General features: G+C 44.9%; 12 protein-coding genes. 6 read left to right on the forward strand and 6 right to left on the reverse strand.

The features are described 5' to 3' along the window. Positions 1-18: 18 nt before the first annotated feature. From ABDD94_RS17420 to ABDD94_RS17440, 5 genes are all read left to right on the forward strand, one after another. Positions 19-1497, forward strand: coding sequence for a TonB-dependent receptor (locus tag ABDD94_RS17420; RefSeq protein WP_345953316.1), 1479 nt, complete (start codon positions 19-21; stop codon positions 1495-1497). Between the two features lie 216 nt (positions 1498-1713). Further along, positions 1714-2976, forward strand: coding sequence for a BamA/TamA family outer membrane protein (locus ABDD94_RS17425; RefSeq protein ID WP_345953317.1), 1263 nt, complete (start codon positions 1714-1716; stop codon positions 2974-2976). Between the two features lie 70 nt (positions 2977-3046). Beyond that, complete coding sequence (locus ABDD94_RS17430; RefSeq protein ID WP_345953318.1) at positions 3047-3883, forward strand: sulfite exporter TauE/SafE family protein; 837 nt, start codon at positions 3047-3049, stop codon at positions 3881-3883. A gap of 6 nt (positions 3884-3889) precedes the next feature. Continuing rightward, positions 3890-4279 (forward strand): DUF1634 domain-containing protein, encoded by a 390-nt coding sequence (locus ABDD94_RS17435; protein ID WP_345953319.1) that lies wholly within the window; start codon positions 3890-3892, stop codon positions 4277-4279. 28 nt (positions 4280-4307) lie between these two features. Then, the gene (locus ABDD94_RS17440; RefSeq protein ID WP_352432875.1) at positions 4308-5606 is read left to right on the forward strand and encodes an alpha/beta fold hydrolase; all 1299 of its coding nucleotides are present in this window, start codon (positions 4308-4310) and stop codon (positions 5604-5606) included. A 44-nt stretch (positions 5607-5650) separates the two neighbouring features. Here the strand turns inward: ABDD94_RS17440 and ABDD94_RS17445 are convergent, their stop codons facing one another. The 3 genes from ABDD94_RS17445 to ABDD94_RS17455 form a co-directional block, all read right to left on the reverse strand. Next, entirely contained in the window at positions 5651-6127 is a 477-nt protein-coding gene (locus ABDD94_RS17445) for a DinB family protein (RefSeq protein WP_345953321.1), read from the reverse strand. A gap of 234 nt (positions 6128-6361) precedes the next feature. Then, a complete protein-coding gene (locus ABDD94_RS17450; protein ID WP_345953322.1) occupies positions 6362-8017 on the reverse strand; it encodes a M28 family metallopeptidase in 1656 nt (551 codons plus the stop codon). A gap of 55 nt (positions 8018-8072) precedes the next feature. Next, a complete protein-coding gene (locus ABDD94_RS17455) occupies positions 8073-8522 on the reverse strand; it encodes an SRPBCC domain-containing protein (protein WP_345953323.1) in 450 nt (149 codons plus the stop codon). Positions 8523-8653: 131 nt separating this feature from the next. Between ABDD94_RS17455 and ABDD94_RS17460 the strand changes: the two genes are divergently transcribed. Further along, positions 8654-10492 carry a UbiD family decarboxylase gene (locus tag ABDD94_RS17460; RefSeq protein ID WP_345953324.1) on the forward strand — a complete coding sequence of 613 codons (1839 nt, stop codon included), beginning with the start codon at positions 8654-8656 and terminating at the stop codon, positions 10490-10492. Between the two features lie 322 nt (positions 10493-10814). On the opposite strand, the gene ABDD94_RS17465 is transcribed toward ABDD94_RS17460, so the two are convergent. The 3 genes from ABDD94_RS17465 to can all read right to left on the reverse strand — a co-directional run bounded on the left by ABDD94_RS17465 (position 10815) and on the right by can (position 13326). Continuing rightward, a complete protein-coding gene (locus tag ABDD94_RS17465; RefSeq protein ID WP_345953325.1) occupies positions 10815-11141 on the reverse strand; it encodes a septum formation initiator family protein in 327 nt (108 codons plus the stop codon). 44 nt (positions 11142-11185) lie between these two features. Continuing rightward, positions 11186-12487: a DEAD/DEAH box helicase gene (locus ABDD94_RS17470; RefSeq protein WP_345953326.1), complete on the reverse strand. Its 1302-nt coding sequence runs from the start codon at positions 12485-12487 to the stop codon at positions 11186-11188. Between the two features lie 167 nt (positions 12488-12654). Continuing rightward, entirely contained in the window at positions 12655-13326 is a 672-nt protein-coding gene (can, locus tag ABDD94_RS17475; RefSeq protein WP_345953327.1) for a carbonate dehydratase, read from the reverse strand. Between the last annotated feature and the right edge of the window lie 71 nt (positions 13327-13397).

A 13397-nucleotide genomic window follows, 5' to 3' on the forward strand; every position in this document is an offset into this window, starting at 1 on the left:
TCGGTTATACTTTAGTCTATGATCACCAGCTACAATAAAAACATCGGTACCAAACATAAAGCCCTAACCATTAATCTGGACCCTGCAATTTATGGCACTTTTGCCGAAATTGGCGCAGGGCAAGATGTTGCGGCCCACTTTTTTAAGGCAGGCGCATCATCAGGCACAGTGGCTAAAACCATGTCGGCTTATGACATGATATTTTCTGACGCCATTTACGGCGTACAAAAAGTAAAACGCTATGTAAGCGAACAGCGGCTCATAGCCATGCTGGAGCGCGAATACGGGCTTATGATAGAACGGCTAGCCGAACAACGCGGAAGCACCTCAACATTTTTTGCCTTTTCGGGCACCTTCTCAACCCTCAATTACCATAAAACCAACGAGGGCCACGGTTGGATGGGTGTACGCTTTCAGTTAGAACCCAATGGCGAGTACCACGAAGTAGTTATACACGTAAAGCTAATTGATAACGATGCCAACCTGCAGCAGCAAGCTGTAGGTATATTAGGTGTAAACCTAATATACGCCTGCTTTTATTATAATGAAACACCATCGGTTTTCCTGATGTCGTTGATGGATGACTTATCTAAAGACCGCATTCAGATAGATATGGTGCGCTTTGAAGGGCTAAGGTTTGCCAAGGTAGACAACCGCCTGATGAGCTTACATTTGGTTAAGTACGGTTTTAGTGACGCTGCCCTGTTTGGTCCGGATGGCAAGAACATGCAACCATCAGAGGTATTATATAAAAAGCACATGGTGGTCATACGCGGCAGGTTCAGGCCGCTGATTAATGTGCATTTAGATATGCTCAACACCGGTGTAAAGCAATTTATGCAAGAACCCGATGTGGACGAAAGCAAGGTTGTAGTAGTTACCGAGCTTACGCTGCAAGCCCTGAAAGAACGTAATGCCGATGAAACGGCAGATATTGATGAAAAAGACTTTTTAGACCGGGTTGATATTTTATGTTCGTTAGGCCAAACGGTGCTAATCTCCAATTTTCATGAATATTATAAACTGGTGGCCTATCTTTCCAAAATTACCAAATTAAAGGTAGGTGTGGTTTTAGGCTATCCCAACCTGGAATATATCTTCTCGGAGGAGCATTATCAGAATTTGCCGGGCGGTATCCTCGAATCGTTTGCTACGCTGTTTAGCCGTAAGGTAAAACTGTTTGTTTACCCTACCCTGCGCGATGGCCTGATCTGGAACTGCCTTAAGTTTACACTTCCGCCACACCTTATTGATTTATACCGCTACCTGATTGCCAATGACAAGATTGAGGATATAAGGCATTATAACGAAACCAACCTGCATGTACAGACAGATAAAGTTTTGGAACTGATAAAACAGGGAGCAGATGGCTGGGAAGAATATGTACCGGCCGAAGTAGCCACCATGATTAAAGAACGCTGCTTGTTTGGCTACCCATGCGAAGTACCAGCCACCAATATAACCGATATGGGGGCAGAGAACGCCAGTCTCTCTTAGTTAAATATTTCTGCAGGCACGTTAACGGTTAGTATTGTCATCAGCTCGTTATGAACTGTTGCCGTCTAAAACATTTCTATGGTTTCTTCGTCTTTTCAAGAAACAAGTGAGGTTTTAGATAACACACAGTAATTCATCCGGATGAGGCAGCGCAATTACGTTTACATAACGTTTAAACTACAATTAAACTTCTTATTTGCATTTCTGCTTGCAGTAATGCCGTTTTGCAGTTATGCCCAGCTTACACCGGTCGATTCGCTAAAGGCCGATTCATTGCGCCGTGCACGTTTGGGCCAACTCAAAGTAGTGGATACGCTTTACAAGCAATATGACGTAGGCGACCTTTTCACGACCATCTTTCATCCGGGCAGAAAGCCCGACTCGTTGAAAAAGAAATCAGGCATTACCATTATTCCAAACATCGCTTCTAACCCCAGCATTGGTTCGCAAATTGGTATCAAAGCGGTAGCCGGCCGTAAGTTGGGTAATGATCCGCGCACCTTAATGTCGGTAGCGGCAACCTCTGCATCTATTACTACTAAAGGCATCATTTATTTTTACGTTAACCACAATGTGTTTACGCCACAAAATAAGTGGAACCTGCAGGGTAGCCTGGTTGTAGCCAAAACCGTTACACCCGATTTTGGATTGGGTATTGGCCAAAGTGCCGAAGGCAGCACGGCCGACCAAGTGCTGGCCAACCCTGCACGTAAAGGATACGTGCTACACTCCATTTACTTCAACATCCGCGAGAAGGTGTATAAGCAGGTTTATCCCAACCTGTTTGTGGGCGCAGGCGCATCGTTCGATATCAGACGAAGTATAGAAGACCGGATATCGACTACCAACCTAACACCTTATAATATTTATAGTGACCGCAACGGGTTCGACCTGAATAATTACACTTCCAACGGCTTACTTTTTAGTGCAGAATATACCACCCGCGACAATCAGAACCGGGCTTATAAAGGCATTTATGCTGATGCCGGCTTCAGGATTAACCAACGCTGGATGGCCAGCAGCAAAAATGCCGTACAATTTACCTACGATTTGCGGAAATATATCAGTTTATCGAAACGGAATCCCGAGCATGTGATTGCATTATGGAACTGGAGCTCGTACGTATTAAGCGGGGCACTACCTTACCTCGATTTACCTGGCACCGGCAAAGATCCCAGCCTGCGGAGCGGCCGTGGTTATACCATTGGTTATTTTAAAGGCACCCAGTATTTTTATACCGAAGCCGAATATCGCTTCCCTATAACCCGTAACAAGTTTCTGAGCGGCGTAGCCTTTTACCATCTGCAAACCGCTAATGATGATGCCGGTACGCAGCTCTTTGAAAAATGGCAGCCCGGCTATGGCGGTGGCCTGCGCGTACTTTTCAACAAAGCTACCCGTACTAATCTTTGTTTAGATTATGCTTTTGGAAAGTTTGGCGCCCGAGGTTTCTTTTTGGGATTGAACGAGGCATTTTAATGGGGCTGCCTGTCTGTCTTGCATCTTGTTACTTGCCCCTTGCGGCTAATTTGCTACCTTAGCCGCCGGCATGACGGTTCTGGTAGTAACTCTTATAATTTTAGCCGGCTCGTACCTGGCGGGCTTACTCGGCTCGTTAACGGGTTTGGGTGGCGGTGTGGTTATCATACCCCTGCTTACCCTGGTACTCAACGTTAACATTCATTACGCCATTGGTGCATCATTGGTATCGGTTATCGCTACATCCTCCGGTTCGGCAGCGGCCTATGTTAAGGAGGGCATCACCAATATACGGCTGGGCATGTTCCTGGAAATTGCAACTACTATCGGGGCCATGGTAGGCGCTATGCTTGCCCTGCACATTCAAACCAGTGTTATTGCTATAGTTTTCGGACTGATCTTGATCTTCTCGGCCCTGATGTCGCTTAGAGAGAAAAAAGAACACATAAACCAGCACAAAAGCCAATTGGCCGAAAAGTTGAAACTAAACAGCCACTACCCTACCCAGGATGGCTTGGTTGAGTACGGCGTGGTAAACGTAGGCGGCGGCTTTTTTATGATGCTGTTTGCCGGTATTATATCAGGCCTGCTGGGCATCGGGTCGGGCGCATTAAAGGTTGTGGCGATGGATGGCATTATGCGCATCCCTTTCAAGGTATCAACCACTACCAGTAATTTTATGATAGGCGTTACAGCCGCAGCCAGCGCCGTAGTGTATTTACAGCGCGGGTATATTGATCCCGGTCTTTCTATGCCGGTAGTAATTGGCGTATTGCTGGGCGCATTAACCGGTTCCAAAATACTGGTGCATACGCAATCCTCGCAATGGGTACGGTGGGTATTTGCTGTTATAGTAACTTTTTTGGCCGCGCAAATGATTTACAACGGTATAACTCACAAAATTTAATTCATTATGCCCAGCCCCAAACTAACAACCGATATAGATATACAGCACATTATTGGCTGGATACTGCGCCTGGGCGTGATCATATCCATGTTTGTTGTTTTTGCAGGTGGCTGCTTATATTTGTACAGGCACGGCACCGAGGTGTTGCAATACAGCCAGTTTAAAGGTGTTCCCGACTTTGTACATACGCCGTTAGGCATATGGCATGGCATATTAACGCTAAGGGGCAGGGCTATTATACAAGCTGGTATTATATTGCTGATTGCTACACCGGTGATCCGCATTATATTTTCGGCCATTGGTTTTGCGTTAGAGAAAGATTGGCTGTACACAGGCTTAACGCTCCTGGTGTTGGCCATTATAATAGGCAGCGCGTTAACTGGTCATGCCGGGTAACAAGGTGCATTTTTGATAGCATATTTTGATGATGAAAAAATTACTTCTGCTCAGCAGTCTCCTTTTAAGCTTACTACCCGCACTGGCACAAACTGAACCAGGCAACTACCGTGCGGCATTAAATAAGTTTATGCTATACTACAACCGCAACCAGGCAGATAGTATTTTCCTGATGTTTTCTCCTGAGGTAAAAAAGGAACTACCGTTAGAGAAGAACCGGCAAATGCTGGGACAGCTGCAAACACAGTTAGGTGGTATACAAAAGGCCACCTTTATGAGCATGAGCGATAACATAGCCACTTACAAAGCTGATTTCCAGAAATCGAGCCTGGCTATGAAAGTTAGCATGAACACCGCCCACCAGATTAGCGGGCTGTTATTCGACAACCTGAAACCAGAAACACAGGCTACTACTGCTACTAATACCAACGACCCTAATACGGCAGAAACACCTTTAGAACTAAAAACCCTATCGGGTACTATTCACGGAACGTTGGCTATGCCTAAACAAGTAACTGGCAAAGTGCCGGTTGTTTTGATTATAGCAGCCGCTGGCCCTACCGACCGCAACGGCAACAAACCTAAAGTAAACCAAACCACTAATAGTTACCGGCTACTGGCAATCGAACTGGCAAAAAACGGCATTGCTTCACTACGTTATGATAAACGTTTGGTTGGCGAAACCATTAGCTCCACCCGCGAAGCACAACTACGTTTTGATGATTACGTTGACGATGCGGTAGCGCTGATAACTCAATTGCATGATGATCCGCGTTTTTCGAAAGTGGTGATACTTGGGCACAGCGAAGGCTCTTTGGTAGGTATGCTTTCAACGGCAGGCCAGCCGGTAAGCGCCTTTATTTCGGTTGAAGGCGAAAGCATGACAGCCGACAAGATTATTACCGAGCAGCTAAAATCGCAACCCGATTATATAACTAAAGGCTTTAAGACAATCACCGATAGTTTGCGCAAAGGGAAAACCTACGATCAGGTTGATCCGGCTTTATACAGCATTGCCCGTGTAAGTGTGCAACCTTACCTCATGACCTGGATGAGATTTGATCCTACGAAAGAAATCAAAAAAGTAAAAGTACCGGTGCTGCTTGTACAAGGCGCTAATGATGTACAGGTGAGCGTTGCCGATGCCGAAAAGCTAAAGAAAGCCAAGTCGGATGCCAAATTGGTTATCATTCCGGGGATGAATTATGTACTTAAAGACGCACCATTAGCTGCGCCAGCCAACATAGCCACCTACAATCAGCCCAACCTGCCCATCAAAACCGAGTTGGTAGGCGCAGTGGTTGACTTTGTTAAGGCCCTTAAATAAGCCTTACAATAATGCTATGTTTTGCGGGTATTAACCGGCCTGGATTAAGATTTCCAGCTGCCCAGCAAGCGCCTCAATACAATAATTTCGGCGGTATGGTAAGCAGTATGATCGGCAGCTTGTAATGCCTCACGCAACAAAGTTTGCCCGCTACCATGCGGAATAGGCTTGTACAGATCTTCCGTTCCAACAAGCTCCATCAATTCGTGCAAATCTGTTTTAATTTGCGTTACTGAGCGGTCCCAATCATCTTCGCTGGCCGGAACGGCTTCTTTAGGCCAGTATTCGTCTGGCCATTTAGGTGATTGATGGTTGCCGTCTTTACAAAATTCCAGCATATCCCATTGCGCAATGCGTATGTGTTCTACCAGTTGCCATATGCTATACGGCAACCCATAAGGCCTCTCGCCGCGCTGGCTCGCTGGCAAATCTTTCAGTGCGTCATCTAAACCGGCATGGGCTGTACCTCCATCCATCAGTTTATGCAACTCGGTTATCAGGTTTGAATTATTGTCGGCCATAAAATCTTTTTAGCGACAACAAACTGTAGCGCACTTGGTTGATGATAGAATAAATTATTAATTTGTATTGATATATCAACTCAATGATAAAATGGCTTAAACGTATAGGCTTTGCCGGTTTTATGTTCTTCCTGCTAAAAGGCTTGGTTTGGGTAGGCATATTCTTTTACGTTAAATCCTGTTCAGACCAGAAAAAAACAAAGGCCGGTAATGTTTCCCGGCCTTACAAAACTTTTACTTCCTGTATTTATCACGTATAGCTTTAAACTCCGAACCTGCTTTCCATTTAGGCCATAGCGTGGTGGAGTAAGCGAGCTTGTAACCCACGGCATAAAGCAATTGCAAATCCTGTATGGTTCCGCTTACATCCCAGGTGGTGGCATTGTATTCGTCTGATGGTTTGTGGTAGGTTTTGGCAGTAAAATCATCATGCAGCTGAGTGCCGGCTGCTTTGCCTTTACCCACTAGATCTATACCGCTTTCGGTGTACAGGGCAGGTATGCCAATCTTGGCAAAGTTAAAATGGTCAGACCTAAAGTACATGCCTTTAGACGGGTCAGATTCGGGTGCGATGTAACGGCCCTGCCCCTTGGCAGCTTCCTTCAAGTAATCTTCCAGTTCTGATTGGCCAAAGCCTACCAATCCAATATCTTTAGTTTTGCCATACGGGTAAAACATATCCATATTAATATCGGCCACAGTTTTCTCTTTGGCGAAAACCGGGTTCTCGGCATACCAGGCAGATCCCCACAACCCCTGCTCCTCAGCCGTTACCGACAGAAACACGATACTACGGGCGGGCTTAATCTTGCTCCTTTTAAATACGCGAGCCAGTTCGAGCAAGGCAGCCGTGCCGCTGGCATTATCAACGGCACCGTTGTAAATGGTATCTCCTTTTGCGTTGGGCTTACCTATGCCCAGGTGATCCCAGTGGGCCGAGTAAATAATGCACTCATCCGGCTTTTTACTGCCCGGTATAGTGGCTATTACATTGTGCGATTTTTTGTAGGTAGCTGTTACGGCTAATGATGTATTCAAGGTGAGCGAAAGCGGCTTAGCCTTAAAACCTGGTTGCAGTGCATTTTCGAGCATTGCTTTGTAACCCCTTTCTCCTCCAAATACTAACTTGGCAGCATCCATCGAGAGCCAGCCCTCAATAGCACACTTATATGTTTCATGGCCCCTGTTATCCAGATATAATTTGGTAGCCTTCCAGCTGTTTTGCACCACGCCAAAGCCATAAGCAGCTGGGCCAGTATCATGTATAATTAAGCAGCCTTTGGCGCCGTGCCGTGCAGCCTCGTCGTACTTGTAGGTCCAACGGCCGTAGTAAGTCATGGTTTTGCCTTTAAACTGTTTGGCATCATAGTAACCAGGGTCATTTACAAGCACTACCACAATTTTGTCTTTTACGTCAAGTCCGGCATAATCATCATGGTTAAACTCGGGAGCTGTTATGCCGAAGCCGGCAAAAATCAATTCCCCTTTAACGTCAATGTTACTTTCTGTCCGGCGCGTCCACAATACGTAATCCCTCAGGCCTTGCAATTGATAGTCAGCATTCGGCACTCTATCCTGCTGCCCAAGGGTCATTGAGGGGTTAGGATTGCAGCTGATAGCGACCATGGGTACTTCCTGCACATAGCTACCTTTGTTACCCGGCTGAAGACCCAATGCCTTAAACTGCTGCTCCAGGTAAGCTATAGTCTTGGTTTCGCCGGCACTGAAAGGCATGCGGCCCTGCAAATCATCCGCCGACAGCTCTTTTACATATTTGGTGTAAGTAGCAGCACTGAAAAGCTTGTTGCCGCTATTACTTTGCGCAACGGCAACTAATGAAGTGCCTAAAGCCAGCACACTGAAAACGGCCGATAATTTTTTGATAGACATAAAAAAACAGTGCACGAATAAATGCACTGCCCAATTTATCAAATTTAATTTAAGCTTACTGATTTAAATAGGCCTGTAAATCATTCAAGGCCTTTTCCCACCCTTCCTGGTGTGGGTTAATTGATTCTTCACTCTGAAAGTTTTCCTGCACCACTTTAATCCGGCTGCCTTCACCTTCCGATACGAACATAATGGAGAGCAAATGCTCGCTCGGTTTTAATTCGGCTGTTGGCACAGTCCAGTTCCAGCTGTATACTAGCTTTTCATTTTCTTTTACTTCTTTATAATCACCGGTTATGGTAAGCGAAGGTTGTTCATCTTTTCCCACAAACTCGTACTTAAACTGCCCACCTTCCTGAATATCGAGCTCCACATTTTGTAAATGATTTTCTGATGGATGCCACCACTGTTTCAAGTCTTCGGGAGTTACCCAAGCTTTATATAACACTTGCACAGGAACTTTGAAATCCATTTCTGCGCTTAATCTCAATGCCGTAGTTTCCATAAGGTTAATATTTTTTCTTTAACCACGTTTTAACATTCAAATAGTTTCATAAAAAGGTAAACCCTGTGGCTCTATAAACTTATTGAGCTGATATTTTAAGTAGTTTTGAACGTTTAAACTTCATCTGCAACATGGGATACCCAAGCTTACAAGCCTGCATAACCGACCTGGAAAAAAACGGCCATTTAATACGCATTAAAGAAGAGGTAGATCCTTATTTGCAAATGGCCGCTATTCACCTGCGGGTGTTTGAACACCAGGGACCAGCCATTTTATTCGAAAATGTAAAGGGTAGTAAGTTCCCAGCAGTATCTAACCTGTTTGGAACACTTGATCGCTCACGCTTCATCTTTAGGGATACGCTGGATAAAATTAAAACGCTGGTTGATTTAAAGACCGACCCGATAAAAGCAATTAAAAGGCCTTTCAGCTATGCCAATGTGGCACTCACTGCACTATCGGCCCTACCTATGAAAACTGGCAAAAGCGCTCCTATCAGTTTTGGTCGCACACTAATAAGCGCCTTGCCTCAGGTGGTAAATTGGCCCATGGATGGTGGTCCCTTTGTAACCATGCCACAGGTATATACAGAGGATGCCGACAAACCAGGCATCATGAATGCCAATTTAGGCATGTACCGCATACAGTTGGGCGGCAATGATTACATAACTGATAAAGAGATAGGCCTGCATTACCAATTGCATAGAGGCATTGGAGTGCATCAAACTAAGGCCAACGCTAAAGGGCAGCCGCTTAAGGTCAGCATATTTGTAGGTGGCCCGCCATCGCATCCGGTAGCGGCCGTTATGCCCTTACCCGAGGGGCTATCAGAAATGACATTTGCAGGTGCATTGGGAAACCGCAGGTTCAGGTACTTTTATGATGCTGAAGGCTTTTGTATATCGGCCGATGCTGACTTTGTAATTACAGGTACGGTGATGCCGCATGAAAATAAGGCCGAGGGCCCCTTTGGCGATCATTTGGGTTACTATAGCTTAACTCATCCTTTCCCGTTAATGAGGGTGCATAATGTGTACCATCGTAAGGATGCTGTATGGTCTTTTACAGTGGTAGGCCGCCCACCGCAGGAAGATACCAGCTTTGGTGCGCTAATACATGAAATAACCGGCTCAGCCCTGCCATCAGAAATACCCGGACTACATGCCGTAAATGCTGTAGATGCCGCCGGTGTGCACCCCTTATTGTTTGCTATTGGCAGTGAGCGTTACACGCCTTACCTGAAAGAGCGCCGCCCGCAGGAGATACTTACCATTGCCAATCACATTTTGGGTAAGAACCAGCTGAGCCTGGCTAAGTACTTGTTTATTGCAGCCAAGGAAGACAACCCGGATTTGAACATTAATGACATTACCGGCTTTTTGAAACATGTGCTTGAGCGTGTTGATTTAACCCGCGACCTTCACTTTTACACCCGGACCACCATTGATACGCTTGACTACAGCGGCAGCGGCCTCAACAGCGGCAGCAAGGTAGCCATAGCCGTAGCCGGCGAAAAGAAGCGCGAATTGTGGAGCGAGCTGCCTGCCGGCTTTAGCTTGCCACGACCATTTAATGTATTTAAAATGGCTATGCCTGGCGTATTGGCTATTGAAATTGACAAGCACTTGCACGAAGATGATGTAACAAATGCTTTAAGCATTTTAGATGATTATTTGAAAGATGAAAACCTTACAGGCCTGCCATTAATAGTGCTATGCGATAACGCTGGCTTTACCGCACAAAACATCAATAACCTGGTGTGGGTAACCTTTACCCGCAGTAACCCCTCACACGATATTTATGGTATTCGCAGTTTTACCGAGCATAAGCACTGGGGCTGCAACGGCCCGCTTGTCATTAACGCCCGCATTAAGCCTCACCACGCACCCGTGTTAGAAAAGGACCCGGCTGTAGAAAAGTTAGTAGATAAGATGGCTCAAAAGGGCGGCAGCTTATATGGTATAATATAAGTGGGGTATGATTAGTTAAAACAGCATTCTCTTTTAGGGACTAAGTTTTATCCCACATCATTCTAATGAAGCAATTTATACTATTACTTTACAGGGCTCAACGCTTATTATAATAACTACGCCCGCGAACTAATTAAAGCTGAGATATCGAACAATAAACCAAATATAGTCTTGCTCCTTAACGGTAAGCTACTACGCAAAACAAATCCATACCTATACTGCGGTAATGCAAGTTGTCTGTTCAGTTAGCCTGCCCCAAAATGTATTAAATCAAAAAAGGCACATCACTGTGCCTTTTTTGATTTTGTATAAAGTGAAAATATCAGTCTTCTTTCTTCTTCTCTTTTACAATCACAAAAACGTCTTCATTAGCGCGTTTCATCAAATACTTTTCACGGGCAAATTTCTCAAGCTTTTGCGGGTTAGAGCTTAATTCATCGAGCTCCTTGGATACCTGGGCGGTCTCCTTAGTGTAAAAGTCGCGTTCCTGTTCCAGCTTGCTCAACTGTTGCCGTTGCTCATACTGGCTGTACAGATCGTTCTTATCAAAAAACAGCATCCATACCACAAATACTACAGTTACCAGGAAAAACTTGTTCTTAAACAAATCAATTGCCCGTTTCATATCAAAAGGTGATTTCAAATTCATTATAAATGTAAATCGAAAAATTGAACCCTACAACTATCTGACTGTTAATTTTTTGATGACGCATTAGCCCTGCTTCCGCCGCTACGGCTGTTACCGTTGCTGTTACCAAAACGGCGCTTGCCATTACGGTGATTGTTGGATGAACGGCCGCCTTGTCCAGGCTTTTCATTGCTCATCTGCTCGCGAATACGATCTACCGTGTTCATCTGCTTCATAGGATAAGGGTGCGCATCATTCACAGGGATGGTTTTGGCAATCAGCTTGTGAATGTCTTTCAGAAAATCTTTTTCCTCGTGATCGCAAAAAGAAAATGCAATACCACTGGCACCTGCCCTACCAGTACGGCCAATGCGGTGTACGTAGGTTTCGGGCACGTTGGGCAGTTCAAAATTAATCACGTGCGTTAATTCCTCCACGTCAATACCACGTGCTGCAATATCGGTAGCTACTAATACCCTTGTAGTACGGGCTTTAAAGTTACTCAACGCACGCTGCCGCGCATTTTGCGATTTATTACCATGTATAGCCTCGGCTGTGATACCTACACGGCTCAGATCTTTTACAACTTTATCGGCACCGTGTTTGGTACGGGTAAATACCAGTACGCTTTGTATGCTTTTATCTTGCAGAATGTGATTAAGCAGGGCTTTTTTATCTCCTTTTTCTACAAAGAATACCTCCTGCTGTATGGTATCTGCAGTAGAAGATACCGGGGTAACCTCAACTTTTTCGGGCTTATTTAAAATCGTGTCGGCCAGTTGCTGTATCTCTTTAGGCATGGTAGCCGAAAAGAAAAGCGTTTGACGCTTGGCAGGCACCTTGGCAATGATTTTTTTAACATCGTGTACAAAGCCCATATCCAGCATACGGTCGGCTTCGTCCAATATCAAAAACTTGATATGATCAAGATGCACAAAGCGCTGGTTCATTAAGTCCAGTAAACGGCCGGGCGTAGCCACCAATATGTCAATACCACGCCTTAAAGCATCTGTTTGCGGGTTTTGTGACACGCCGCCAAAAATAACCATGTGTTTTAAGCCGGTATGGCGGCCATACGCTGCCAGGCTTTCATCAATCTGAATAGCAAGCTCGCGGGTTGGCGTTAATATTAAGGCTTTTATAGTTTTTTGTTCCTTATGCTGCGTACGTTCCTCGTGCAGTATTTGCAGCAAAGGGATGGAGAAAGCCGCTGTTTTACCGGTACCGGTTTGTGCACAGCCCAGCAAATCCTTTCGCTGTAATATAATAGGTATGGCTTGTTCCTGTATGGGGGTGGGTTGAGTATATCCTTCGGTTTTAAGCGCTTTCAGAATAGGCTCTATTAAATTTAAATCTTGAAATAACATGTAAAATGAATAACGTATGTAAAGCTGTACAGATAGTACAGTATCATGATGAGTTTTAGCAATCCGGGATTAATTATAGTGGACTGATAACACAAAGATACGATAAATACGCCAATAAAAAAAGCAGGCCAATAAGGCCCGCTCTTCATGATAGTTACTGACAGTTTTTAAACAAATTTGTAAACGTCACCCATTGCACTGCTGTCGCTCGCGCCCACTTTCAAGTCTTTTATCAAACCTGTATCCAAGGCATAAACCCAGCCGTGAACATGCAGTTCCTGGCCTTTTGCCCAAGCGCCCTGTACTATAGTAGTTTTACAAAGGTTATTTACTCCTTCAATCACGTTGTATTCAACCATTTTATCGAACTTCTCTTTCGGATCAGTAATCTGGCTCAAATCAGTCGAATACTTGTTATAAACGTCTTTAATTACGCGCAACCAGTTATCAATCAGGCCAAACTGCTGGTTACCCATTGCAGCCTGCACGCCTCCACAACCGTAATGACCAACTACAATAACATGCTTAACTTTCAACACATTTACGGCATAATCAAGCACCGATAATAAGTTTAAATCGGTATGCACTACTACGTTGGCAATGTTACGATGCACGAAAATTTCACCCGGATTAGTGCGGGTAATACGGTCGGCAGGCACCCTGCTATCGGCACAGCCAATCCATAGTACCGGTGGCTTTTGCCCGTTTGCCAACTTTTGGAAAAACTGCGGGTCTTCCTGTAACGCCTCTTCTACAAACTTCTGGTTACCTTCCAGCAAACTTTCGTAAGTGATGTGACTGGTGTCATGAATACTTAAATGAATTGGTTGATTGTCCATGATATAAATTCAATTTAGTTTGTTATTAATATGTTATTAAGCAAAATACATTTTACAGGCACAGCAATATT

The organism is Mucilaginibacter sp. PAMB04168, assembly GCF_039634365.2.
GTDB lineage: Bacteria > Bacteroidota > Bacteroidia > Sphingobacteriales > Sphingobacteriaceae > Mucilaginibacter.

Excerpts from the sequence above, each read along its gene's own strand:
- ABDD94_RS17455 (WP_345953323.1), bottom strand. The coding sequence starts at position 8,522 with ATGGAAACTACGGCATTGAGATTAAGCGCAGAAATGGATTTCAAAGTT.
- ABDD94_RS17435 (WP_345953319.1), top strand. The coding sequence starts at position 3,890 with ATGCCCAGCCCCAAACTAACAACCGATATAGATATACAGCACATTATT.
- ABDD94_RS17425 (WP_345953317.1), top strand. The coding sequence starts at position 1,714 with ATGCCGTTTTGCAGTTATGCCCAGCTTACACCGGTCGATTCGCTAAAG.
- ABDD94_RS17460 (WP_345953324.1), top strand. The coding sequence starts at position 8,654 with ATGGGATACCCAAGCTTACAAGCCTGCATAACCGACCTGGAAAAAAAC.
- ABDD94_RS17450 (WP_345953322.1), bottom strand. The coding sequence starts at position 8,017 with ATGTCTATCAAAAAATTATCGGCCGTTTTCAGTGTGCTGGCTTTAGGC.
- ABDD94_RS17465 (WP_345953325.1), bottom strand. The coding sequence starts at position 11,141 with ATGAATTTGAAATCACCTTTTGATATGAAACGGGCAATTGATTTGTTT.
- ABDD94_RS17430 (WP_345953318.1), top strand. The coding sequence starts at position 3,047 with ATGACGGTTCTGGTAGTAACTCTTATAATTTTAGCCGGCTCGTACCTG.
- ABDD94_RS17445 (WP_345953321.1), bottom strand. The coding sequence starts at position 6,127 with ATGGCCGACAATAATTCAAACCTGATAACCGAGTTGCATAAACTGATG.
- ABDD94_RS17420 (WP_345953316.1), top strand. The coding sequence starts at position 19 with ATGATCACCAGCTACAATAAAAACATCGGTACCAAACATAAAGCCCTA.
- can (WP_345953327.1), bottom strand. The coding sequence starts at position 13,326 with ATGGACAATCAACCAATTCATTTAAGTATTCATGACACCAGTCACATC.
- ABDD94_RS17440 (WP_352432875.1), top strand. The coding sequence starts at position 4,308 with ATGATGAAAAAATTACTTCTGCTCAGCAGTCTCCTTTTAAGCTTACTA.
- ABDD94_RS17470 (WP_345953326.1), bottom strand. The coding sequence starts at position 12,487 with ATGTTATTTCAAGATTTAAATTTAATAGAGCCTATTCTGAAAGCGCTT.